Here is a 21,797-nt window from a genome sequence, read left to right as displayed (position 1 = left end):
AAATGGGTGGATTCTCTGAGAGCGGTCATGCAAGCCAGGAGGATGTGCGCCATCCCTTGTGTCTTGTGATTATGCTTGATTCTTTTCCGGCAAGCCACAGATTTTCGCGAAGGTTCCCTGGAAATCAGCAAGCCCACGGCGGAAAAGCAACGTTTTCGCGGCGAAGATCGGGAACGTCGGGGATTCGCGAGGAAAGAAACGGGGCCGCCGCGGTCCGGGAGGGAACCGCGGCGCGTGGCGGATGTCAGGCGATTCGGGCGGCGTCGAGCCGAGCGCGTTGCACGCCGCGGGCGCGGAGGGCGATGGCGGCGGCCACGGCCGACCAGAGGACGAAGGCGACCGGTTCGGGCACGTTCTCGGTCGGAGGGTTGGTCGTGCCGCCGGAACCGTCGGTCGGCGGCGCGACGGGGTCGGCGGTGATCGTGACGCCCGGGGTCGACGAGACGAGCGTCGGGGGGGTGGCGGCGAGCGCCTTGTCGATGCTCAGGCTGAAATGGAGGACGCCGCTGGCGTCGAGGCCCTTGCCGAAGAAGACCAGGCCGAGGAGTTGCTCCGGCTGGCCCGCGGAGCTGGTGGCGTCCTTGAGGGCGACGACCAGTTGGCTGGCGTCGAAGCCCGACGAGTCGCTCAGGACGGTCAGGGGGCTCCCCTGGGTGCCGTCGGCGTTGGTCGGGGGGACCACGCCGCCGGCTGGAGCGACCATCGCCACGACCTGCGGGCCGTCGATGTTGGCGTCCGGGACCGGGAGCCCGCCGCTCACGGTGAGGCGGTAATTGGCGACGGCCGTCGAGGCGTTCGGATTGATCGTGCTGGCCTGTACGCGTTCCGTCCGCCCGGCGATTGCCAGGATGAACGTGGCCGCCAGTACTGCCGTGGGGGCAAAACAACGACGCATCACGGCGAGTATCCTCCTTGATAGCTGCATGAATTCGGCGTTTACCGAGGGCTCGATCGATCCCCTTCCTGCCCGCGTCCGTCGTCGAAAATCCGGGTCGAGCGTCCGTCCCGTTCCCAGGCCGGTTCGATGCGATTCCGAGGTTTTCGTGCAAGTTTCGCGGGTCGGGATCCGATCTTCCTCCTGAAGAGCATGAGTCTCGCGGCCTTGGCCCGGCCATTCTCCCAGTCGAGAACGCGGCCCGAGAGCCGACTTCGCGTCCGAGAAGCGAACCGTTCCGGGGCGTTCCGCACCGCTCCCCCGCCGCGACCGTCCGCAAGACCGCTCGGTCTTCACGATCGCCCGCCGCAAGGGCTCAGTCCGTCCCCCGTCTCGTCAGTCGACAAGCCGGGCTCAAGCCGCAAGGGGCCGGGCGCAAAGAAGTGAAAGCCAATGGTGTGTAACCTCCTGTTACTTGAGGGCCGCATTTTGCAAGGATCGACTCAAGTGGTCAACCCCGAAACGACGAGGGGTCGAGGGCCGACCGCCCTTTGAGATAACACCCCTATAAGATGAGGCGTGACCGCGGATCGGCCCCGGGCGATAATCAATCGGGGAAACCGGCGGCGGTGGGGCGAATAAGGGCCGGCGGTTCGGCGTCTGGAATGGGTAGGAGATCGTATGCTCGAGGCCCCGACGATCGCGCCGATTACCGATGAAGTCCTGGTTCAGCGCGCCCGACAGCGAGATTCGGCGGCGCGCGAGGAGCTGTTTCAGCGGCATCGGGGCGACGCGTACCGGGTGGCCTACCGACTCCTGGGCGACGAGCAAGACGCCCTCGACGTGGTTCAGGATTCGTTGTTGAAAGCGTTCTCGCGGCTGGCCGATTTCGACGGCCGGGGCGGGTTCCGGTTCTGGCTCTTGCGGATCGTCTCCAACACGGCCCTCGACTGGGGCCGAAGACGGAAACGCAAGCACACCGTCCCCCTGGACGAGCGAGCCTCGGGGCCGGTGATCGACGACGACCCGGGACGGCGGCTGCAACAGCAAGACCTGCGACGGGCGCTCGACGAGGCGCTCGGGCGGCTCTCCCCCAAGATTCGTACGACCTTCGTCCTGTTCGCCGAGCTAGGGATGAGTTACAAGGAGATCGCCGAGACCCAGGAAGTCCCCATCGGGACGGTCATGAGCCGGATCAACGCGGCCCGCGAGAAGTTGCAAGCGGCGCTCGACTGGAACCGGCTCAAGGGGCTCGACTGAGGCGTTTGGAGAGGATGGGAACGATGCGTGGCGATGTTGAAATCCGCGACCCTGCCGACCGGCTCGACGCCCTGTGGGAAGCGACCCGTCCGGTCGAACCCTCGGCTCAGGCGTGGGATCGGGTCTGGGCGTCGGTCGCCGACGACCTCGATCGGCTCCCGGCGTCGACGGCCCAGGTCGTGGCCGCGACCGGGCGTGAGGGCCTGTTCGTCCATCCGCCGTCGCCCATCCTCGCGCGACGCCCGCTCGCCGTGGGCGCCGCCGCCGCGGCGGTCGTGCTCGCCCAGGCCGCCGCGATTCTGCTGGCGGTCGGCCTGTCGTGGTACGGGGCCGATCGCGAGCCGGCCGCGCCCAGCCAGCCACAGGTTGCGACTGGAGAGGTGCGGATCGAAGAGGGTCAGTTTGTGCTGATCCGGTCGAACGCCGACACGGTTCAGGCGATCGACCTTTCGGCCCAGCTCGGCACCGGCGGCGTGGACGCCTGGTACCTGGTTTACAACCTCCTGGAATCGATGACCAACCCGCTCGCGATGTCGGAGTAAGCCCCTCGTGCCCACGCCCTCGCGGCGAGACTACACGCTCTGGGTCCAGATCGCCCTGGTCGTCCTCGGAGTCTCGGTCTCGGGTCTGATCGTGGCGCAACGGCTGCGGGCCCAGAGAGCGTCCTCGGCCCCCGTTTCCGCCCCGGTCGAGCCCCCCTCCCCCGCGCCCCCCCTCGGTGCGGCGCGGCAGGTGACGGTTTTCGCGATCCGGGCGGTGCCGGGCGAGTCGGCGATCGACCCCCGGCTGTCGAGCGTCAAGGCGCAGCTTCGCAAGGTGCTGCCCGATCATGGTTTCGAGCTGCTCGAAGTGCAGACCGGCCGGCTCGACCCGGGCGAGTTCCTGAAGTGCGACCTGGGTCGCGGCTGGCTCGCCAAGACCACGCTGGAGCCCCCCTCGGCCGACGATTTCGGCCGCGTCCGGCTCCGCTGCGAGCTGATCGACGGCGATAAGCCGCGATTCTCAACCCTGGTCGACGCCCCCGAGAACCAGCTCTTCTTCTACGAGCGGGCTTTGCGCGACGGCATGCACGTGCTGATCGGCGTGGGGGCTCGCTGAGGTTGCGAGCTGATCCGGCGCAACGCAAAACACCCTGCCGGGTCGTGAAACCGGCAGGGTGCTTGCGATACCGCGAAGTATCTATATCTGAAGCAGGGGCCTTCCCTGGCCCTTGGCCCAAAGGTCGCGTGTCCGTCCCTGGACGCGACCGAGGATTTCGGGGCCTGGTGCTCGGTCTTCCCTGACCGCATCGGTCTTCCAACCGACATACCTGATATCGACGTTCGCGGGCGGGGCCTGGAGTTTTTCCGGGAATCGATCGCCGGGCGGGCGTCAGGCGATGGTGATCGACTTGTCGAGGTAGACGTCTTGGATGGCGTGGAGCAGCTTGGCGCCTTCGGCCATGGGGCGCTGGAAGGCCTTGCGACCGGAGATCAGGCCCATGCCGCCGGCCCGCTTGTTGACGACGGCCGTTTTGACGGCGTCGGCGAAGTCGTTCTTGCCGCTGGCGCCGCCCGAGTTGATGAGCCCCGCGCGGCCCATGTAGCAGTTGGCGATCTGGTAGCGGCAGAGGTCGATCGGGTGGTCGGTGCACAGCTCGGTGTACATCCGCTCGTCGAGCTTGCCGTAGCTGGAGCCGCCCATGTTCAGGGCTTTGAAGCCGCCGTTGTTCTCGGGGAGCTTCTGCTTGATGATGTCGGCCTCGATGGTCACGCCGAGGTGGTTGGCCTGGCCGGTGAGGTCGGCGGCGACGTGGTAGTCCTTGTCGGACTTGAAGGCGTTGTTCCGCAGGTAGCACCACAGCACGGTGGCCATGCCGAGTTCGTGGGCGTGGTAGAACGTCTCGGCGACCTCGACGATCTGCCGGCCGCTGTTCTCGGAGCCGAAGTAGATGGTCGCGCCGATGGCGGCGGCGCCCATGTCATAGGCTTCCTTCACCTTGCCGAACAAGATCTGGTTGGCCTGGTTCGGGTAGGTCAACAGCTCGTTGTGGTTGACCTTGACCATGAACGGGATCTTGTGGGCGTACTTGCGGGCGACCATGCCGAGCACGCCGAAGGTGCTGGCGACGGCGTTGCAGCCCCCGTCGATCGCGAGCTTGACGATGTTCTCGGGATCGAAATAGGCGGGGTTCTTGGCGAAGCTGGCGCCGGCGGAGTGTTCGATGCCCTGGTCGACCGGGAGGATCGACAGGTAGCCGGAGCCGGCGAGCCGACCCGACTGGAACAGCCATTGGAGGTTGTTGAGCACCCGGATGTTGCGATCGCTGGGGATGAAGATGCGATCAACGAAGTCGGGGCCGGGGAGGTGCAGGGTTTCCTTGGGGATCGCCTTGCAGACGTGATTCAGGAGACTGTCGGCATCGGATCCAAGCAGATCGCCAATAGCGGACGCCATGTCAGGAGACTCTCCGATCCGCGGCGGCCTGTGGCGGTCCCTCTCTGGGGGCGGACGCCGACGGCCGGTCCGCGTACGATGGAAATGAGATGCGAATGCGACGGGCGGAAGCCGTCGCGCCCCGGACTCCGGCCCCAGTCGAGCGGGCCCGGGTGCGAAAGTAAGGGTGTGCTCGCAATCCCTCGTGTTTCGAGCACGCTGGCCGGAATCCGGCCGTCCCGAATCGGGATCACCGGAAACATTCGGGCCAGGCCACCCATCATAGAGTCGGACGCCCCCCGACGCAATGAGCGGTTTGGTTTATCGATCCGGCCGATCCGGCCTGTGCGTCCCGGTGGGCTGGTGCCAGGCTGGCGCAACGGTCTAGAATACGCTCGCGGCGTTGTGCAGTGGGAATGAGAACGCGTCCAGACAGAGAAGAAGGTCGGCCATGTCGTTCGGGGATCAATCGCGGAAGCTGAGCGCCACGACGTTGTTGAGCAAGGGGCTGACGCCGGGCAAGCTGCGGGGCTTGCAGCGGATCAGCAACCCCGACGGCACGCTCACGATCCTGGCCCTCGACCAGAACAACTCGGTGGTCGACATGGCGGCCAAGGCCCTCAAGACGGCCGGCGAAGATCGGCAGCCGACCTACGAGGAAGTCGTCGAGATCAAGCTCGACCTGATGCGGTCGCTCGCCCCGGTCGTCTCGGGCGTCCTGATCGACCCGTACTACGGCGCGTGGTCGGCGGTGGCCTCGGAGGCGATCCCGCCGCACAAGGGGCTGCTCGTCCGGCTCGAAAAGTCAGCCTACAACAAGAGCAAGCTGGGCGCTCCATTGGCGGCGGTCGAGCCCGGCTGGGGCGTCGAGAAGATCAAGCTGATGGGGGCCGACGCCGTCAAGCTGCTCGCCCAGTTCGAACCGACCGAGCCGCACTCGGCCGAGGCGAATCTCGCGCTGGTCGAGCAGGTGTACGAGGAGTGCAAGCGGCACGACGTGCTCTTGCTGCTGGAAGCCGTGGCGTTCCCGTTCGGCGGCGAGGCCAAGACCGACGCCTCGTTCCTCGAGCGCAAGGCCGAGACCGTGATCGAGACGGCCCGCCAGCTCAGCCGGTTCTGCGACGTCTACAAGGCCGAGTTCCCCGGCACGCTCGACCGTGAGAGCGACGACCAGCTTGAAAACAACCTCCAGGCCCTCGACGCCGTCAGCGAGCGGCCCTGGGTGCTGCTGTCGGCGGGCGTCGACTACGCGGCCTATCTCGTGCAGGTCGAGATGGCCCTGCGCGCCGGCGCCGCGGGGATTCTCGGCGGCCGGGCGTTCTGGAAGGAGTACTTCCTTCAGCCCGACGGCCCGTCGCGGACCGAGTTCGCCGTCACGACCGGCCGCCAGCGGATCGCCGAGGTCGACGCCCTGGTGCGGTCGCTCGGCACCCCCTGGTTCGGCCGCTACGGCCTGACCCGCGACGACCTGAACACCGTCCGCGCTGTCGAAGGCTGGCACTACCGCTACCCCCGACTCGCCGGCGGCTCCCCCGCCCTCCCCTCGTCCCACGGCCCCGCCGCGCCGGGCGAGGTGTACTGATCGGGGTCGACTGAGCGAGGCGGCCATCGAGGCCGCCTCGGCTCGTGGGTCAGCGTCCGGTGAAGCCCTTTTTCTCGATCTGGTTAACGGTGGGACGCTTGGGTGGCTTGCGGGGTTCCTTGGGTTTGGCGAGCTTGCCGGCTTTGGTGCCGGGTTCGGGATCGGACATGTTGACCGTCTTGGGACGTTCGCCGGTGTGGTGGTCGATCAACTGGATGTTCGCGGGGTCGGCCACGTCGACCGCGCCGGTCTTGGGGTTCATCCTCACGGCCTTGGCGGTGAGCGGCGAGCCCGGCTGGCCGAGTCCGGTTTGCTGGACGGCCTGGACGGTGCGGCCCTCCAGGGCGTTGGCGTAGATCAGATCGTTGAGCGAGTCGTAGGTGATGACGTCGGCCTGGAGCGTGGTGTCCTTGGCGACGACGGTGGCGTTGTCCCACGCCTTCAGGAAGTTGCGGCTCGGGGCGTTCCGCTCGGACCCGGCCGGCGGCGGCTCGGTGATGACGCGGAGGGTCTCCGACGTCAAGAAATAGGCGTTCGCCGGCAGGTGGTCGTAGTTGAGGCCGTCTTTCAGCACGCTCGGGACTTCGCAACGGGCCGTCTCGACGCCGCCGAAGAACTCGGCCCACCGCTGCTCGGTCACGTCGTCCTGCTTGCCGGTCCCGAACCGTCCGCGCATCTCCTTGTTGAACTTGATCTGCGTCAGGACCAGCGGCGGCAGCAGCGACTTCGGATCGGCGGCGCGCCCAGCCGCGGCGGCCGCGGGGCCGCCGTTGCGGACGGCGATCTTGTCGTCGCCGTCCGACTGGAAGGATGTCTGCTGAATGGTCCGGCGCGAGGTCGCGGTTTCGTTGACGGCCGCCGAGGGCTTGGACGACTTGGTCGGGTCGTTGTTGTTGCGGTCGTAGAGGTAGACCATGCCCGGCCCCGGCGCGACGAAGCCGCCGCTGCGACGGTCGTAAGTCAGCGAGTTGGCGGCGAGCTTCTGGAGGCTGAGGAGCACCGGCCGGTCGGGATCGACCTTGCGGGTGATCGCCACGGCGTTGCCCTTGCATTCGAGGAGCGCGAGGTCGGGCTTGGGCTTCTCGTCCTCGACGGCCGGCAGATCCTCGTCGTTCGCGGCGGTCGGCGCGGGCTTCGGCTTCTGGGTCAGCTTGCCGAACTCCGCCAGCGGGATCGGCTGGTCAGTGTAGGTGGTGATCGATTCGCCGCCGTAGAGCACCGAATCTTCCATCTCGGCCCGGGCGTTCTTGTAGAAGACGGCCTTGGCGGCGGGCCGGTTCAAGGGATCGACCGCGACCCCCTCGAAGGTCATCTTGTCGGCCCAGGTGATGGTGATCTTCGTCTTCTCGGCCTTCACCTTGCCGGCCCGCTTCTTCGTCTTCTCGACGACGAGCGTCTTGGAGTCGCCGGCTTGGGCGTCGGCCTGATTCGGGGCGTCGGGCGATCGGTCGGTCATGAGGCCGCGGTCGGTAAGCTGGGTGAGCTTGCCGGCCCCGTAGGCCCAGGCCTTGTTGGTCGACTGGTTGACGCCGATCAGGTTGGCTTCGATGGTCATCTCTTCAGTGATCACGCGGGCTGGGGGCATGGTCTCGGGTTTGACGTTCTGGGTCTTGGGCGAATACGGGTCGTGATGATACAGGTCGAAGACCGCCTTGCCCGAGGCTTCGTTGCGGAGGACCAGCACCTCGCCGGAGGCGTCGGTCCCCTTCTTCTTGTCCGGCGCGGGGTCTTGATGGAGCACGACCCCGCCGCGCATCTCGACGTCGCGGATCTCGTAGCTCGAGTTCGATCCGCCGGGGATCGGCGACGCGGACGCGGCCTTGCCCGACGTCGCGGGGGGCTTGGCGCCGACGATCACCTTGGCCTGCACGCGGTCGGCCAGGGCGGTCATCAGCGGCTCCAGCGGCTTCGGCGCGGGGGCCGCCGACTGAGCCGGCGCTGGGGCCGGGACTTCGGAGCCCGGCGCGGCGGCCGGAGCGGGCGCTGGATTCGAGGCCGGGGCCGGGGTCGGGGGCGTGGCCGTGATCTTGGCCTGTTCGAAGTCGACGTCGAGCCGATCGCGGGCGCGGAGGTCTTGCGACGGGGCGACCATGTGGACGTCCTTGACGGCCAGCAGCCGGCGGATGTTCATGCCCCCGCCGGGCGCGGGCGACTTCGATGCGGCGTCAGCGACCGTGTAGGCGGCGGGGACGACCTCGCGCGAGTCGAGGGTCGTGGCGGTCTTGGGGGCCGTCGAGGGCTTGGAGTCGAGCCAGACGACGATGCTCTGGGCCGCGTCGAGCGAGGCTCCCTGGAGCCGGTCCTGGACGCGCGGCATGCCCTTGAGGACGACGATCTTGCCGACGACCGTGCCGTCGGGGCCGACCTCGTTCTGGAGCCAGAGCTGATCCTGCCAGACGGCCGTCTGGGCGGGGGGAGTCTCGCGCGGCGGACCGTCACCCGGCTTGGGGGTGGGGCGGATTTCCACCCGGCCGGGGCCGTTGGCCACCAGGGTGCCCCGGTCCATGTCGCCGTCGTCCATCAGGGTCGCGTCGGCGCACCAGGCGTGGGTGACCGACTGAACCTTGCCCTTGTCGGGGCCGTCCAGGGCGACGTCCTCCTTGACGAACATGAGCTGCCGGCTGCCGCCGAGCAAGTGGGTCGTGTTCTTGCCGGTGAGCGGGTCTTTGCTGTGGATCAGCTCGATGCAGAGGATCTTGTTGTTCTGCGACGGCATCTGGAGCCAGACCGCGTGGCCGCTGGCCTTGGCTCGCCGGAGCGCCAGGCCGCCGAAGAGGCTTTTCTCCTCGGCGTCGCCGTTCGCTCCGGCTCCGGCGACGGCGGCACCCTGCGGCGCGGCCGGCTTCTCGGGCTTCGGGGCCTTGGCGAGCTGGGCGTCCTCGGGCTTCGCGGCGGGCTTCTCGCCCGGCAGCAGCGTGAGGTCGAGGGTGTCGCAGTTGAGCTGGTCGGGCAGCTCGGTGAGCTTGCCGCGCTTGACGACGACGTTGCGGTTGAACCGGACGAGCGTCGGCGCGGGGGGCGGCGGCGGCCCGACCTTCTCCGGCAACGGCGGGTTGGGCAGGTCGATCTGCATCGGCCCGTCGCACTGGATGTTGAGCGGCACGGCCTCGTCGGCGGCCGGCTTCTTGTTCTGAGCAAGCCGAGCGTCGACGTTCACCTCGGCGGCGACCTTGCCGTCGGCCGACTTCTTGGTCTTCGCCGCGCCCGGCAGCACGCCCGTGCTGCCGACGTCGCCAAAGACGATGTTGACGTTCTTGCGCAAGACGGCGCTCTTGGCGCCCTCGAAACCGGTGGCCGCTCGGCCGCTCGGCCGGGTGGGGTCGCTCTTGGGCCGGAGCAAGATGTCGAGGCCGACGGCGGTCACTCTCATGTCGCGGTCGACGAGCAGGATGCCGGAATCGGTCTGGACCTGAAGCTTGTCGGCGTCGTACTCGATCCACGGCATCGAGACGACCATGTCGTCCGCGGAGTCGTTGGGCGTGCCGCGGTCGTCGCGGATGACCACGTTGCCCTCGAGCCGGGCGTGCTTGATGATCAGGGGTTCGGCGCCGGGCTTGGCGTCGAAGCCGAGCCGCTTGTTGAAGTCGAGCCGGGCCTCGTCGCTGGTGATGACCTTGGTGCTGCTGCCGCCTTGCGTCTTGAGGATGATGGCGACCGGCTTGAGGACCAACTGTTTGCCGTCGGTCCGGGCGCCTTCCTCCCCCTCGGGCGGGGCGATGCTGCCGGCGAACAGGTAGATCCCGCGCCCGGCGTTGAAGTGGGTGGGGACGTCGCGCTTGGTCGCCCAGTGGTCCTTGCCGAGGTTGAGGCGGGCGAGTTCGTACGACTGGAGCTTGGAGAGTGGCTCGTGGTATTCGAAGGGGGTCTGTTCGACGTGCCGGTCCGCGGTGAGGCGGTTGATCACGAACGCGAACGCGCGGACGTAGCCCTGGTAGAACCCCACCAAGAGGCCGAACACGGTCACGAGCTTGAAGAGTGTCTTGAACACGAAATAACCATTCCGTAACGTCGGCGAGTTCCTGTTCCGGCGATCGAGCGACGACCTCGATCGCGCACGGATGAACTTCCGCATTGGGACGGCGGCTCAGCCCGAGCCCGCTTACACCGCTGGGACGCGATACCCCTCGCAAGCGGCGTGCCAGAGCCCTTGCGCCTTCATGACCACCTCGACGACCTCGCGGACGACGCCTCTTCCTCCGATTGAGCGGGTTGTGAGGTGCGACGCGCGGCGGACCTCGGCGACGGCGTCGGCCGGGCACGCGGCCAGACCGACGACCCCCAGCGCCGGCAGATCGATCAGGTCGTCTCCGACGTAGCAGACCTGCGAGGCGTTGAGCCCGAATTCCACCAGCAGCGCGCGCAAGGCCGACGCCTTGTCGTTGATTCCCTGGGCGACGTGATCGATCTTCAGCTCGGCGGCCCGGCGGTTCACGACCTCGGCCGATCGTCCCGAGACGATCGCCGACCGCTTGCCGGCGCGGCGCCAGAGCGCGAACCCGAGCCCGTCGCGGACGTAAAAATGTTTCGATTCGACGCCGTGATCGTCGACGACGATGCAGCCGTCGGTGAGAACGCCGTCGACGTCGACCGCCAGCAGCTCGATCGTCGCGCATCGCGCGGCGAGTTCCGCTGAGATCGGGGCCGGTTCCTGGTCCGGGATCGACATTCGGCTCATTCCTCGAAGTCCGCGGCGGTGAAGCCGATCAGGTCGGTGACGTCGATCAGGCCCGCCAGCCGGTCGGAATAGTCGACCACCGGCAGCTCGCTGATCTTATGGGCCTTCATCAGCTCGACTGCGTCGCCGAGCAGCGAGCCCACCGCCACGCGATACGGGCCGGCCGTCATCACCGCGCCGATCGGCCGGTCGAGATCCCCTTCGCGACGCTTCTCGAACAGGCGGACGAGATCGCTGTCGGTGAAGATCCCCAGGAGCCGGCTTTCGGCGTCTTCGACGAGCACCGCCCCCGACCGCCGTCGCGGACCGGCGAGGCGGACGAAGACCTCGCGGACGGTCTCATCGACCCGCGCCCGGCGGATGTGCCGGCCGGTCCGCATCACGTCTTCGACCCGCATCAGCTTGCGTCCGAGGTTGCCCGCAGGGTGATAGAGCGCGAAATCCTCGGGCGAGAACGCCCGCATCCGTGAAACCAACAGGGCCAGGGCGTCGCCCACCGCCATCATCACCGTCGTGCTGGCCGAGGGCGCCAGGCCGAGCGGGCAAGCTTCCTCGATCGGCCCCAGCTCGATGCACAGATCGGCGGCCCTTCCCAGCGAGCTGACTCCCCGCTCGGTCACGGCCACCAGGTTGACGCCGATCCGTCGCAGGGTCGGCAACAGCCGCAAGACCTCCTCGGTCTCGCCGCTCTGCGAGAGGGCGACTACCACGTCGTCGGCCCTGATCCGGCCCAGGTCGCCGTGGACGGCCTCGGCCGGGTGCAGCGGGAACGCGCGGGTGCCCGTGGAGGCGAGCGTCGCGGCCATCTTCTGGCCCACCAGCCCCGCCTTGCCCATGCCGGTGACGATCACGCTTCCCTCGCAGCCGTGAATCAACTCGGCCGCCCGCGCCACCGTCCCGTTCAGCCGCTCCCGAACCCGCGTCAGCGCTTCGGCTTCGATCCGCAGCACCTCGCGGGCGAAGGCCAGTCCCTCGGCTTCGGTCTCCGAGGCCGGAGACGCATCCGTGATCATCGCCATCGTGGGCCTCCCTGCCCTGACTGCGGACCAACCCCGGTCGTCGACTCGAGCTGGATCAACGAGCGCCGGAACCATAGCTCATCCCCGCGAGAACGTCAACGTAGAGTGAGACCGCCCCTCGCGCCGCCCTACTCTCCCCCTCACCTTTATCGGCCGTTCGTGCGGAGGAACTGGAAAGACTGTGGGATTTGAGCCGGGGGAGAAGCTTTGCGAGAATGGTGAATATGAGTGGATTGCGTTGTGATTCTCGAATGCGAGGTTCGTGAGAGCTTGGGTGTTTTCCAGAATTTACAAGCGGCCGCGGAGCTTTTTACTCAAGATCGCCGTCTCAATTGCCGACGACCGATTGGGTCCAGGGGTGCAAGGGGGTGGAAAACCGCCGGCGCTTGGCGACAATGGAGGAAGGAAGGTTGGTCGCAGGTCCGTGGCAACGCCAGCCGAACTTCTAAGGAGCTTTCGCGATGAGCACACTGCGTCGGGCGTTCCACTTCCACGTTCTGCTCGTCGTGCTGGGCTCGACCTTGGCCTTTGCCCAAGACGCGAAGCCGTCCGACGAGGCCCCGGCTCCGAAAGCCGACACCAAGGCGAAGAGCGAGGCCAAGGCGAAGGACACGGACAAAGACAAGACCGACGAGCAGGACAAGGCCAAGCCGGCCAAGCCGAAGATCGAGACGGCGACGTTCGGGGGCGGCTGCTTCTGGTGCACCGAGGCGGTGTTCGAGCGGTTGCCGGGGGTCAAGTCGGTCGTCTCAGGGTACTCGGGGGGAAACGTCGCCAACCCGACGTATGAGATGGTCAGCACCGGCCTGACCGGTCACGCCGAGGTGATCCAGATCGAGTACGACGCCAACGTCGTCTCGTTCGACAAGCTGCTGGAGCTGTTCTGGCACGCCCACGACCCGACCACCGTCGACTCCCAGGGGCCTGACTTCGGCCCGCAGTACCGATCGATCATCCTCTATCACAGCGAAGCCCAGAAAGACGCCGCCAAGAAGGCGATCCACGACTTGAACGCCAAGCGAAAGAATCGCTCGTCGATCGCGACCCAGGTCGTCCCGTTCGAGGCCTTCTACCCCGCCGAGGAATATCACCAGGACTACGCCCGCAATCATCGCGGCTACGACTACGTCGAAACCTACATCACGCCCAAGCTCCGCAAGCTCAAGTCGATGCTGAAGTGACGCCCCGCTCTGCCGCGCTCTCTTGGATCGCGCCCGCGGCGGTGGTATCGTAGTGGCGGAGACGGCGCGAGAGGCGCGGCGAGGGACCTCGGGGACGACTCGGGGGTCTTGCCGCTCGTTGAAGAAGAGAGGGCGTCCTCATGGTTCGGGTTGGGATCGTCGGTCTGGGGTTCATGGGTCGGATGCATTATCGCTGCTGGAAGGCGTCTCCGGACGCGACCATCACGGCGATTTGCGAGGCGAACCACAAGGCGCTCGAAGCGGCCACGCAGGCGCCCAAGGGGAACGTCGGGGGCGCGGCGGACCACATCGACCTGACCGGCATCGCGGTGTACAGCGACCTGAACGAGCTGCTGGCGTCGGGAACGGTCGACGCCCTCTCGATCACCCTGCCGACGTTCTTGCACCCGGACACCACCGTCCATGCGCTCAAGGCGGGCGTGCACGTCCTCTGCGAGAAGCCGATGGCCCTGAACACGGCCGAGTGCGACCGGATGGTCGCCGCGGCCGACGAGTCGGGCAAGATCCTTCAGATCGGCCACTGCATCCGGTTCTGGCCCGAGTACGTCGTCGCGCGCGACCTGATCCAGTCGGGCGCGTACGGCAAGCCGATCGCGGCGACGTTCCGACGGTTTTCGAGCCAGCCCAACTGGAGCCCCGACAACTGGTTCGCCGACGAGGACCGCAGCGGCGGCCAGCCGCTCGACCTCCACATTCATGACAGCGATTACGTGCACTACCTGTTCGGCATGCCGGAATCGGTGTCAAGCACGGCCGACGTGCCGCTGTCGTACATCTCGACCCAGTACCACTACCCCGCCGGCCCGGCCGTGGTGGCCGAGAGCACCTGGCGGATGACGCCGAGCTTCGGTTTCGAGATGAGCTTCAACATCGTGCTCGAACGGGCGGCGATCATCTTCGACGTCACCCGGACGCCGAGCTTCCGCGTCTGCCCGTCCGACGGCCCGGCGTTCACCCCCGAGATCCCCCCCGGCGACGGCTACACCCGCGAGATCGCCCACTTCGTCCGCGCCGTCAACGGCGAGCCCGTCGAGCCGGTCGTCACCGCCCGCGATTCGCGCGAGACCATCCGCCTCGTCCTCGCCGAGAAGCAGTCCGCCCGCGAAGGCCGCCGGGTCTCGCTCTGACCAAACACAGGACGTCCTCACCTCGCTTGCGCTGAGAGTGCACCAGAAACCTCGGCGTCGGCGAGCTGGCGCGCGCCATTACGAGCCCGAAGCGCCAGCGAGTGAATTGATTCGAACGGCCGACTGAAAATTCACTCGCTGGCGCTTCGGGCTCGAATTCGCACCCGGCCGACGCGATGCGTCCCGACGACGTCATGATGGTTTCCAAAGAGAAAACCGCGAAAGAATCCGAGTCGTAAGCTCACGTCACCCATCCGCGCACTAGTCTAGACTCGTCTCGCTTTCGCCGGAGCGTCCCGGCCGCCACGATCAAGGGGGCCCTCGCATGGTGCCCCGTTGCGCCTCGAACAAGCGACGACCTCCCGGCCCGCGCCGATGGAATTGGGCGTTCTCGCGCCTGGTTGCGTCGGTCGATCGTCCCGGGTCGCGGGGGCGCGCTTCGAGGTTCCACGCATGATGAAAAACCGATCACGTTCAAATTGCTACGGAGTTGACAAAGTGAAAAAACATAGATATTGAATATGCAAAGAGTCTCGATAAACGAGTAGATTTGGAATCGAAAGTTCCGTCTGTTCGAGGCGGCGCTGGTTCGTCGGCTTCGATTGAGCGATATTCATAGGAGTGAACTCGTCCCCGCGAGGCGCTGGGCGAGGACGCTCGTCGCCGGTTCATGTCGCTGAAAACCGGCCTCGACTCGGGCTCTGCCCCATCTTTGGTTTTGCATCCAGTCACCGATCACGCAGATCCTATCCGGGAGCTTCAGCATGCTTCGTTCCCTTGCGCGGGCGACTCTTTTGAGCGCGGTGTTCGCCTTCATGGCGGGACCGGCTCACGCCCAGTATCGGTATCCGGGCGGGTACGGCGGTTGGGGCGGCTGGGGCGGTGCATCGACCCTTCAAGAGGGTATCGGCCGTGGCATGGGGGTCTACGCCGCCGGCGCCGGGGCGTACAACGAGCAGACGGCCGAGGCCCGCTCGATGAACGCCAACACCGCCATGCAGGTGAACGAGTACATGTATCAGGTGAACCAGAGGAACGCGAAGGAGTTTTACGGGCGTTCGAGGGCCAATCAGAAGGAGCAGAGCGCTACCGGCGTGGAGATCTACAACCGGATTCACGACAACCCCTCCACGCTCGACGTTCACGACGGGGATGCGCTGAACGCGGTGCTCAACGACTTGACGAACCCCATGGTCCTGGGCCCGGCGATCAAGGCGGCGACCCAGCAGGTCGACAGCCAGCTCGTCAAGAACATCGAGTTCGAGTACGCCGCCAACATGATCGCGATCAGCCTGGAAGACCTGAGTGCCAACGGCGTGCCCGACGTCCTGCTGACGTCGCCGGACTTCAAGTCTGAGCGCGAGGCGGTTCGCGCGGTGGTCGCGACAGCCCGGAAGGAAGCCTCGAGTCAGGGCCAGGTCTCGCCCGAGACGCTCGCGAAGGCTCGGACGGCGATCAAGGCGCTCAAGGCGAAGGTTGATAGCGTCCTCCCCCAGGGGACGAAGAACCGAGGCGAGGCCGACAATTTCCTGAAGGCGCTTTACGGCCTTACCAAGATGCTCCAGACGCCCTCCGTCGGGCCGTTCCTCAAGGGCCTCGACAAGTACCCCACGACGACGCTGGGGAGCGTGATCAATTTCATGCACAGCTTCAACCTGACCTTCGGCGCGGCCAAGACGCCCACGCAGGAAGCGGCGTACGACCACCTCTTCCCGATGCTGGTTCAGCTTCGCAACCAGGTGCAGGCGCCGGCCTCGAACCCGTACAGCTCTCAAGCCGTCCAGCCGGATCCCAAGAAGGTGACCGCGTACTTCTCCGGCATGGGGTTTGACCACTTCGGGCCGCAGCCCGATCCGCACACGGGCGTCGCCCCTCCGCCGCCCCCTCCCGGCCAACCCTGAGGCCTGGCGCCAAGTCGTCTCGGGGCAGAGCTGGGCCGCGACCTCGTCTCGCCCTCTCCTTGAAGAAGGTGAGGCGAGGTCGGAAAGCTCATCGGAGCGACGTGTCGCTCGCGTCGCTTCCTTCACGTGGGAAACGTCCCAAGCCTTGATTCACTTCCGATCGATCTGCCTCGGTTTTGCGAGCGCTTCCGGTCGGCTTCGCGTTCGACGAGGCCGGTCGCTCCGATCCGCGGCAAAGCCCGTCCTCCGCCCCCGGCGACTCGGTCCCAAAGGCTGAAAATCCGTCTTTGCATGAGGGTAAACGATGATGAAGAAGGTCGTTCTGATGCTCATCGTCGCGTTCGACGCGACTGGGGTCTCACTCTACGCTCAGGCGGTGACCAAGTCGCGTCCGTCCGCGCCGCAAGCCACCGCCGCAACCGATCCGGCCGCACGGAGCGACGACGAGAAGGCGATCCGGGTGCTTCTCGACGCGTTCACCAAGGCGTTCGACGCTGGCGACGCCGCGGCCGCCGCGGCCACGTACTCGGAGAACGGGATCGTCGTCGACGAGCAAGGTGAGCGGACCGAAGGCCGCGCCGCCATCCGCGATCAGTACGCCCGGTCGTTCGCCGACAACCCCGGCAGTACGATCACTATCAAGGTCGACTCACTCCGCCTTCTCGGGCCGGAGACGGCGATCGAGGAGGGCCGAACGACCATCAAGCCCGCGGCGGGAGCCGGCGCGCCCGACGTCAGCCGGTTCGTCGCGGTGTACGTCAAACAGGGCGGCCAGTGGCGGCAGGCCGTCGTGCGCGACGAGATCGCCCGCGACCTTACCCCCCACGACCACCTCAAGGAGCTGGAGTGGCTCGTGGGCGACTGGGTCAACGAGAGTCAGGACGCGGTCGTCTCCACCACCTGCGCTTGGGCCGTCGGCGGCAACTTTCTTGATCGCGAATTCACCATGAAGACCGAGGGCCGACCCGTCCTCTCCGGCACCCAGCGGATCGGCTGGGACCCCCTGAAGCAGCAGTTCAAGACCTGGATCTTCGACTCCGAGGGGGGCCACGGCGAAGGGTACTTCACACGCATCGGCGACGAGTGGGTGATCAAGGTCGAAGGGGTTCGCCAGGACGGTCAACCGGCATCGTCCACGAACGTCGTCCGGCGCCTGGGGAAGGACCGGATCAGTTGGCAATCGGTGCAACGGACTCTGGGAGGCACGGCGATCCCCGGGGTCGACGAATTCGTCATCGTTCGCAAGCCTCCCCAGGTCGGTAAGTGAGATCCGCCGATGCATTCGAGATTCACATCCTTTTCACCAAGGCTCATCATCATGACGCGCACACTCGTGAATCTGGCTCTGGGCGCCTCTCTGGCGATGCTCGCCAGTCCGTCGGACGTCTTCGCCGGTCGCGGCGGCGGCCGTGGGGGCGGGTATGGCGGCGGGGGTGGCGGCGCTCGCGGGGGCGGATATAGCGGCGGGGGTGGCGGCGGTTCCATGGGCCACTCGCCCTCGTTCAGCCAGCCACGCCCCTCCACGAACGAATCCCGACCTCAAGGCGCCGGAGCGTCCGGCAATCGCAACCAGTCGGGCAACCCCTCCAATGCCGGGGCCGCCGCCGCTGGCGCGGGCTACAACAATCGCAACCAGGGCCCCTCCAATGCGGGTGCCGCAGCCGCCGGAGCGGGTTACAGCAATCGCAACCAGTCGGGCGCCCACTCGAACGCCGGCGCCGCAGCCGCCGGCGCGGATTACAGCAATCGCAACCAGTCGGGCGCCCACTCGAACGCCGGCGCCGCAGCCGCCGGCGCGGATTACAGCAATCGCAACCAGTCGGGCGCCCACTCGAACGCCGGCGCCGCAGCCGCCGGCGCGGATTACAGCAATCGTAACCAGAACCCCTACTCCAACGCAGGAGCCGCCGCAGCCGGAGCGGGGTACGCGAATCGCAACCAGAGCCCCTATTCCAACGCGGGCGCCGCCGCCGTCGGAGCGGGGTACGCGAATCGCAACCAGAGCCCCTATTCCAACGCGGGCGCCGCCGCCGTCGGAGCGGGGTACGCGAATCGCAATCAGTACGACCAGTACCACCCCGGTATGACCAATGGCTACTGGAACGGCAACTACGGCGCGATGGGCATGGGCAGCTCGGCTGGCGTCGGTGCTTGGGGAGTGGGTTCGCCGATGTACGGTTACGGCTACTCCGGCTACAGCAATCCTTATGCGACCGGTATGGCGGCGCCCGTCGCTGGGCAGCCCGTCGGTCAACCTCAGCCGGCGGATGGTGCCGCCTCCGCTCCCGCTCCCGACTACACCCAGCCGCTCAACACCGCCGCGGCGGCGCCCCAACCGACCGTGACCGACCAGGCGACCGCACTCTTCGATCAGGCCCGCGAGGCGTTCAAGTCGAACGACTACGCCACCGCGCTTCAGCGCGATCAGCAGGCGATCGGGCAGATGCCGAACGACTCCACGATGCACGAATTCCTCGCGCTCGTCTTCTTCGCCCAGGGCAAGTACGACCAGGCCGCGGGACCTCTCTACGCGGTCCTCTCCGTCGGCCCGGGCTGGGACTGGACCACGCTGATCGGGAATTACTCCGATGCGAATCTCTACACCGAGCAAGTTCGCAATCTGGAAGCCTTCGTGAAGGCGGACCGCACGTCGGCCCCAGCCCGCTTCCTGCTGGCGTACCACTACATCACGCAAGGGCACAGCGACTCCGCGGCCGTCCAGTTGAAGGAAGTGGTCGCGCTCCAGCCCAACGACACGCTCTCGGCCCAGCTTCTCAGCAAGCTCCAGCCGGCCAGCGCCGGGAGTGCGGCGCCCTCCCAAGCCCAGCCGGTCGACGTGGGCAAGCTGACGGGCGACTGGAACGCCTCGGCTCCGCAGAATGCCAAGGTCACGCTCTCGATCAAAGACGACGGCGGCTTCACCTGGACGATCGCAGCCCCCGGCAAGCCCCCCACGTCGATCTCGGGCAAGTCCACCCTGGCGGACGGCACGCTCACTCTCTCGGCGGACCAGAAGTCCCAGATGGGGGCGCTGACCGGTCAGGTCGCCCGATTGGACGACACGCACTTCAACTTCCGGGCGACCGGCGCCCCCGCAAACGACCCGGGCCTGGCGTTCGCGCGCTGAGTCCACGGCGTCCGCGTGAGGTCGGAACGGCCGCACCGTCGCCGCGATGGTGCGACCGTTTCCCAAGTCAGAAACAACTCATGAAATCGTTGCTCACCACCACCGCCGTTCTCGAAGCTGGGACCGGCGTCGCGCTCTTGATCGCACCGTCCGCGGCGGCCTCGATGCTGCTGGGTTCTCCGATCGATTCGCCCGCCGGTTTGATCATGGGGCGGCTGCTCGGCTCGGCCCTCTGTTCAATCGCGGCGGCTTGCTGGTTCGCTGGCGACGACGCTCTGGGGTGGACGGCCTCGGGCCTGGTTGCGGCCTTATTGCTCTACAACGTCGCGGCCGTTGCGTTGCTGAGCTACGCTAGCGTCGGCCTGGGGATGTCGGGCGTCGGCCTGCGACCGGCGGTCGTCTTGCACTCGGCGCTGGCCGTCTGGTGTGTGGCGTCTCTTCGCGCCGCAAGCCGGAATGCGGGCGGCGGACCGATCCGAATCGTAGTCCCACAGAAAACTCGGCGAGACGGATCATGAGCGATCGACGGGATCGGATTGCGCGGGCGATCAATTCGTTCGTGGAGAATCCCCTCACCAACCTGGTGAAAGGGATCGCGCTGCTCTTCATCGGCCTGAGCGACGCCTCCCATACGTTTCGAGAAGACGTTTCCCACGGGCAGGTCCGCGTCGGTCACGGGATGGTCATCCTCGGCGCCTTTGGAATCCTCGGCGCAGTTCCTCACTTGATCGAAGGCCTGGCGGCGAGTTCACGATACCTGGAACGGCGCGGGAAGACCGATCAAACGAAGCAAGACGGATCCGGCGAGTGACCGAAGCACCGGCCGATCCCGTAGTTGCCCGCGTGGACCTCGTCCCTGACCGGGTTTCTCCCCACACCTCTTGCGGAGCTTTCAGAAGATGAAGATTGGCACGATTCAAGCGTTGGCCTGCGGGGCGCTGGGCGCGATGCTCGGCGTCCTCGCCGCTACAAGAGACGTCAGCCCCGCGTCGAGGGCCGACGACGGGGCGACGCGGCCGTCCACCGCCGACGCCGGCGCGATCACGGCCACGGCCACAGCTACGACCACGCAGGCCTCGTCCGGGAAGAAGCCGAACATCGTGTTCATCATGGGCGATGACGTCGGCTGGTTCAACATCGGCGCGTATCACCGGGGAATGATGGCGGGCAAGACGCCGAACCTCGACAAGATGGCCGCTCAGGGGATGCTCTTCACCGACTACTACGCCGAGCCGAGCTGCACGGCGGGCCGGGCGAACTTCATCACCGGGCAGTTGCCGATCCGCACCGGTCTTACCACCGTGGGCCAGGCCGGCGCCAAGGTCGGGATGGTCGCGGCGGCGCCCACCATCGCCACGGCGCTCAAGTCGCACGGCTACGCGACGGGACAGTTCGGCAAGAACCACCTGGGCGACCTCAACGAGTACCTCCCCACGGCCCACGGGTTCGACGAGTTCTTCGGCTACCTCTATCACCTCGACGCGATGGAGGATCCGGCCTTCCATTCCTACCCGCCCGAGCTGAAGGCCAAGATCGGGCCGCGGAACATGATCCATAGCTGGGCGACCGAGACGGACGACCCGACCGAAGAGGCTCGATGGGGCAAGGTCGGCAAGCAGAAGATCGAGGACGCGGGTCCCCTCTACCCCGACCGCATGAAGACGGTGGACGATGAGATCCTCGACCTCACCTTCAAGTTCATCGACAAGGCCAAGGCGGACGCCAAGCCCTTCTTCGTGTGGCTGAACCCGACCCGTATGCACGTCATTACTCACTTGTCGGACAAGTACGCCAAGTTGCAGACGTCGGAGAACGGCTGGTACACCTACGAGGCCGGGATGGCTCAGCTCGACGACATCGTCGGCTCGGTCATGAAGAAGCTCGACGATCTGGGCGTCGCGGACGATACGATCCTGGTCTTCACGACCGACAACGGCGCCGAGAACTTCACCTGGCCCGACGGCGGTCAAACGCCGTTCGCCGGCGGAAAAGGGACCGTGCTCGAAGGAGGCATGCGCGTCCCCTGCATCGTGCGATGGCCGGGCAAGGTGCCCGCTGGGAAGGTCGAGAACGGGATCATCTCCGGGCTCGACTGGTTCCCGACGTTGGTCGACGCGGCCGGCGGCCCCGGAATCGCCGAGGAACTGAAGCAAGGCAAGACCCTCGGCGACAGGACGTACAAGGTCCACCTCGACGGCTACGACCAGATGGACCTGATCACCGGCAAGGGGCCGTCGCGGCGCCGCGAGGTGCTGTACTTCGCTGAGGGAACGCTCGGCGCGGTCCGGGTCGACGACTACAAGTACCGATTCATTGATCAACCGAACGGCTGGATCGGCGGAACGGTCAAGCCCGACTGGCCGATCCTCACGAACATCCGCCTCGATCCGTTCGAGCGCACCGGGCTTTCCGGGTCGCTGAACTACTACAACTTCTTCTCCCACGAATTCTGGCGGTTCACCTTCGTGCAGCAAGAGGTCGCGAAAGTCGGCGCGACGTTCATCGAGTTCCCGCCGATGCAGAAAGGCGCGAGCTTCAACCTGGAAGCCGTGAAGGAACAGATCATCAAGGCCTCCCAGGCGCGCGCGGCCAACTGAGAAGAAGCCGCGGCCTGC

The 21,797-nt window shown here is 66.7% G+C and carries 17 protein-coding genes; 12 read left to right on the top strand and 5 right to left on the bottom strand.

Going from position 1 to position 21,797, the window contains the following annotated elements; all coding sequences use genetic code 11:
- Positions 1–244: 244 nt before the first annotated feature.
- Positions 245–895, bottom strand: coding sequence for a hypothetical protein (locus tag BSF38_RS14780; protein WP_076346813.1), 651 nt, complete (start codon positions 893–895; stop codon positions 245–247).
- A 660-nt stretch (positions 896–1,555) separates the two neighbouring features.
- Here BSF38_RS14780 and BSF38_RS14775 point away from each other — a divergent pair.
- The 3 genes from BSF38_RS14775 to BSF38_RS14765 are packed head-to-tail and all read left to right on the top strand — an operon-like array spanning position 1,556 to position 3,232.
- Positions 1,556–2,134: an RNA polymerase sigma factor gene (locus BSF38_RS14775; RefSeq protein WP_076346811.1), complete on the top strand. Its 579-nt coding sequence runs from the start codon at positions 1,556–1,558 to the stop codon at positions 2,132–2,134.
- 23 nt (positions 2,135–2,157) lie between these two features.
- Positions 2,158–2,676: a hypothetical protein gene (locus BSF38_RS14770; RefSeq protein ID WP_076346809.1), complete on the top strand. Its 519-nt coding sequence runs from the start codon at positions 2,158–2,160 to the stop codon at positions 2,674–2,676.
- 7 nt (positions 2,677–2,683) lie between these two features.
- Positions 2,684–3,232, top strand: coding sequence for a hypothetical protein (locus tag BSF38_RS14765; RefSeq protein WP_076346807.1), 549 nt, complete (start codon positions 2,684–2,686; stop codon positions 3,230–3,232).
- A gap of 273 nt (positions 3,233–3,505) precedes the next feature.
- Here the strand turns inward: BSF38_RS14765 and BSF38_RS14760 are convergent, their stop codons facing one another.
- On the bottom strand, positions 3,506–4,570 hold the full coding sequence (locus tag BSF38_RS14760) for a class I fructose-bisphosphate aldolase (protein WP_076346805.1): 1,065 nt from the start codon (positions 4,568–4,570) through the stop codon (positions 3,506–3,508).
- Between the two features lie 430 nt (positions 4,571–5,000).
- On the opposite strand from BSF38_RS14760, the gene BSF38_RS14755 reads away from it, so the two are divergent.
- Positions 5,001–6,131: a tagatose 1,6-diphosphate aldolase gene (locus BSF38_RS14755; RefSeq protein WP_076346803.1), complete on the top strand. Its 1,131-nt coding sequence runs from the start codon at positions 5,001–5,003 to the stop codon at positions 6,129–6,131.
- Between the two features lie 49 nt (positions 6,132–6,180).
- Here the strand turns inward: BSF38_RS14755 and BSF38_RS30745 are convergent, their stop codons facing one another.
- From BSF38_RS30745 to BSF38_RS14740, 3 genes are all read right to left on the bottom strand, one after another.
- Entirely contained in the window at positions 6,181–10,119 is a 3,939-nt protein-coding gene (locus BSF38_RS30745) for a hypothetical protein (RefSeq protein WP_145952134.1), read from the bottom strand.
- A gap of 111 nt (positions 10,120–10,230) precedes the next feature.
- Complete coding sequence (locus BSF38_RS14745) at positions 10,231–10,797, bottom strand: KdsC family phosphatase (RefSeq protein ID WP_076346799.1); 567 nt, start codon at positions 10,795–10,797, stop codon at positions 10,231–10,233.
- Between the two features lie 5 nt (positions 10,798–10,802).
- Positions 10,803–11,825: a KpsF/GutQ family sugar-phosphate isomerase gene (locus BSF38_RS14740; RefSeq protein WP_076346797.1), complete on the bottom strand. Its 1,023-nt coding sequence runs from the start codon at positions 11,823–11,825 to the stop codon at positions 10,803–10,805.
- 461 nt (positions 11,826–12,286) lie between these two features.
- Here BSF38_RS14740 and msrA point away from each other — a divergent pair, with 461 nt between their 5' ends.
- From msrA to BSF38_RS14700, 8 genes are all read left to right on the top strand, one after another.
- Positions 12,287–13,006, top strand: coding sequence for a peptide-methionine (S)-S-oxide reductase MsrA (gene msrA, locus BSF38_RS14735; protein ID WP_076346795.1), 720 nt, complete (start codon positions 12,287–12,289; stop codon positions 13,004–13,006).
- Positions 13,007–13,146: 140 nt separating this feature from the next.
- The gene (locus tag BSF38_RS14730) at positions 13,147–14,154 is read left to right on the top strand and encodes a Gfo/Idh/MocA family protein (protein WP_076346793.1); all 1,008 of its coding nucleotides are present in this window, start codon (positions 13,147–13,149) and stop codon (positions 14,152–14,154) included.
- A 764-nt stretch (positions 14,155–14,918) separates the two neighbouring features.
- The gene (locus BSF38_RS14725; protein WP_076346791.1) at positions 14,919–16,055 is read left to right on the top strand and encodes a P-loop NTPase family protein; all 1,137 of its coding nucleotides are present in this window, start codon (positions 14,919–14,921) and stop codon (positions 16,053–16,055) included.
- 304 nt (positions 16,056–16,359) lie between these two features.
- Positions 16,360–17,322, top strand: a complete 963-nt coding sequence (locus tag BSF38_RS14720) for a YybH family protein (protein ID WP_237170469.1) — start codon at positions 16,360–16,362, stop codon at positions 17,320–17,322.
- Positions 17,323–17,373: 51 nt separating this feature from the next.
- Positions 17,374–19,182, top strand: coding sequence for a tetratricopeptide repeat protein (locus tag BSF38_RS14715; RefSeq protein ID WP_076346787.1), 1,809 nt, complete (start codon positions 17,374–17,376; stop codon positions 19,180–19,182).
- 80 nt (positions 19,183–19,262) lie between these two features.
- The gene (locus BSF38_RS14710) at positions 19,263–19,700 is read left to right on the top strand and encodes a hypothetical protein (protein WP_076346785.1); all 438 of its coding nucleotides are present in this window, start codon (positions 19,263–19,265) and stop codon (positions 19,698–19,700) included.
- Positions 19,697–19,993, top strand: coding sequence for a hypothetical protein (locus BSF38_RS14705; protein ID WP_076346783.1), 297 nt, complete (start codon positions 19,697–19,699; stop codon positions 19,991–19,993). The genes BSF38_RS14710 and BSF38_RS14705 overlap by 4 nt, the downstream gene beginning before the upstream one ends.
- 88 nt (positions 19,994–20,081) lie before the next feature.
- Positions 20,082–21,779: an arylsulfatase gene (locus BSF38_RS14700; RefSeq protein WP_099092093.1), complete on the top strand. Its 1,698-nt coding sequence runs from the start codon at positions 20,082–20,084 to the stop codon at positions 21,777–21,779.
- Positions 21,780–21,797 lie beyond the last annotated feature (18 nt).

This window comes from Paludisphaera borealis, assembly GCF_001956985.1.
GTDB classification, from domain to species: domain Bacteria; phylum Planctomycetota; class Planctomycetia; order Isosphaerales; family Isosphaeraceae; genus Paludisphaera; species Paludisphaera borealis.
Note: the sequence above shows the minus strand (reverse complement) of the source record. Positions and strands in the feature narration are given on the sequence as shown.

What these genes read in the sequence shown, in the direction of transcription:
- BSF38_RS14725 (WP_076346791.1), top strand. Translation starts at nt 14,919, where the DNA reads ATGCTTCGTTCCCTTGCGCGGGCGACTCTTTTGAGCGCGGTGTTCGCC.
- BSF38_RS14745 (WP_076346799.1), bottom strand. Translation starts at nt 10,797, where the DNA reads ATGTCGATCCCGGACCAGGAACCGGCCCCGATCTCAGCGGAACTCGCC.
- BSF38_RS14715 (WP_076346787.1), top strand. Translation starts at nt 17,374, where the DNA reads ATGACGCGCACACTCGTGAATCTGGCTCTGGGCGCCTCTCTGGCGATG.
- msrA (WP_076346795.1), top strand. Translation starts at nt 12,287, where the DNA reads ATGAGCACACTGCGTCGGGCGTTCCACTTCCACGTTCTGCTCGTCGTG.
- BSF38_RS14720 (WP_237170469.1), top strand. Translation starts at nt 16,360, where the DNA reads ATGATGAAGAAGGTCGTTCTGATGCTCATCGTCGCGTTCGACGCGACT.
- BSF38_RS14700 (WP_099092093.1), top strand. Translation starts at nt 20,082, where the DNA reads ATGAAGATTGGCACGATTCAAGCGTTGGCCTGCGGGGCGCTGGGCGCG.
- BSF38_RS14740 (WP_076346797.1), bottom strand. Translation starts at nt 11,825, where the DNA reads ATGGCGATGATCACGGATGCGTCTCCGGCCTCGGAGACCGAAGCCGAG.
- BSF38_RS14705 (WP_076346783.1), top strand. Translation starts at nt 19,697, where the DNA reads ATGAGCGATCGACGGGATCGGATTGCGCGGGCGATCAATTCGTTCGTG.
- BSF38_RS14775 (WP_076346811.1), top strand. Translation starts at nt 1,556, where the DNA reads ATGCTCGAGGCCCCGACGATCGCGCCGATTACCGATGAAGTCCTGGTT.
- BSF38_RS14780 (WP_076346813.1), bottom strand. Translation starts at nt 895, where the DNA reads ATGCGTCGTTGTTTTGCCCCCACGGCAGTACTGGCGGCCACGTTCATC.
- BSF38_RS14770 (WP_076346809.1), top strand. Translation starts at nt 2,158, where the DNA reads ATGCGTGGCGATGTTGAAATCCGCGACCCTGCCGACCGGCTCGACGCC.
- BSF38_RS14710 (WP_076346785.1), top strand. Translation starts at nt 19,263, where the DNA reads ATGAAATCGTTGCTCACCACCACCGCCGTTCTCGAAGCTGGGACCGGC.
- BSF38_RS14730 (WP_076346793.1), top strand. Translation starts at nt 13,147, where the DNA reads ATGGTTCGGGTTGGGATCGTCGGTCTGGGGTTCATGGGTCGGATGCAT.
- BSF38_RS14755 (WP_076346803.1), top strand. Translation starts at nt 5,001, where the DNA reads ATGTCGTTCGGGGATCAATCGCGGAAGCTGAGCGCCACGACGTTGTTG.
- BSF38_RS14760 (WP_076346805.1), bottom strand. Translation starts at nt 4,570, where the DNA reads ATGGCGTCCGCTATTGGCGATCTGCTTGGATCCGATGCCGACAGTCTC.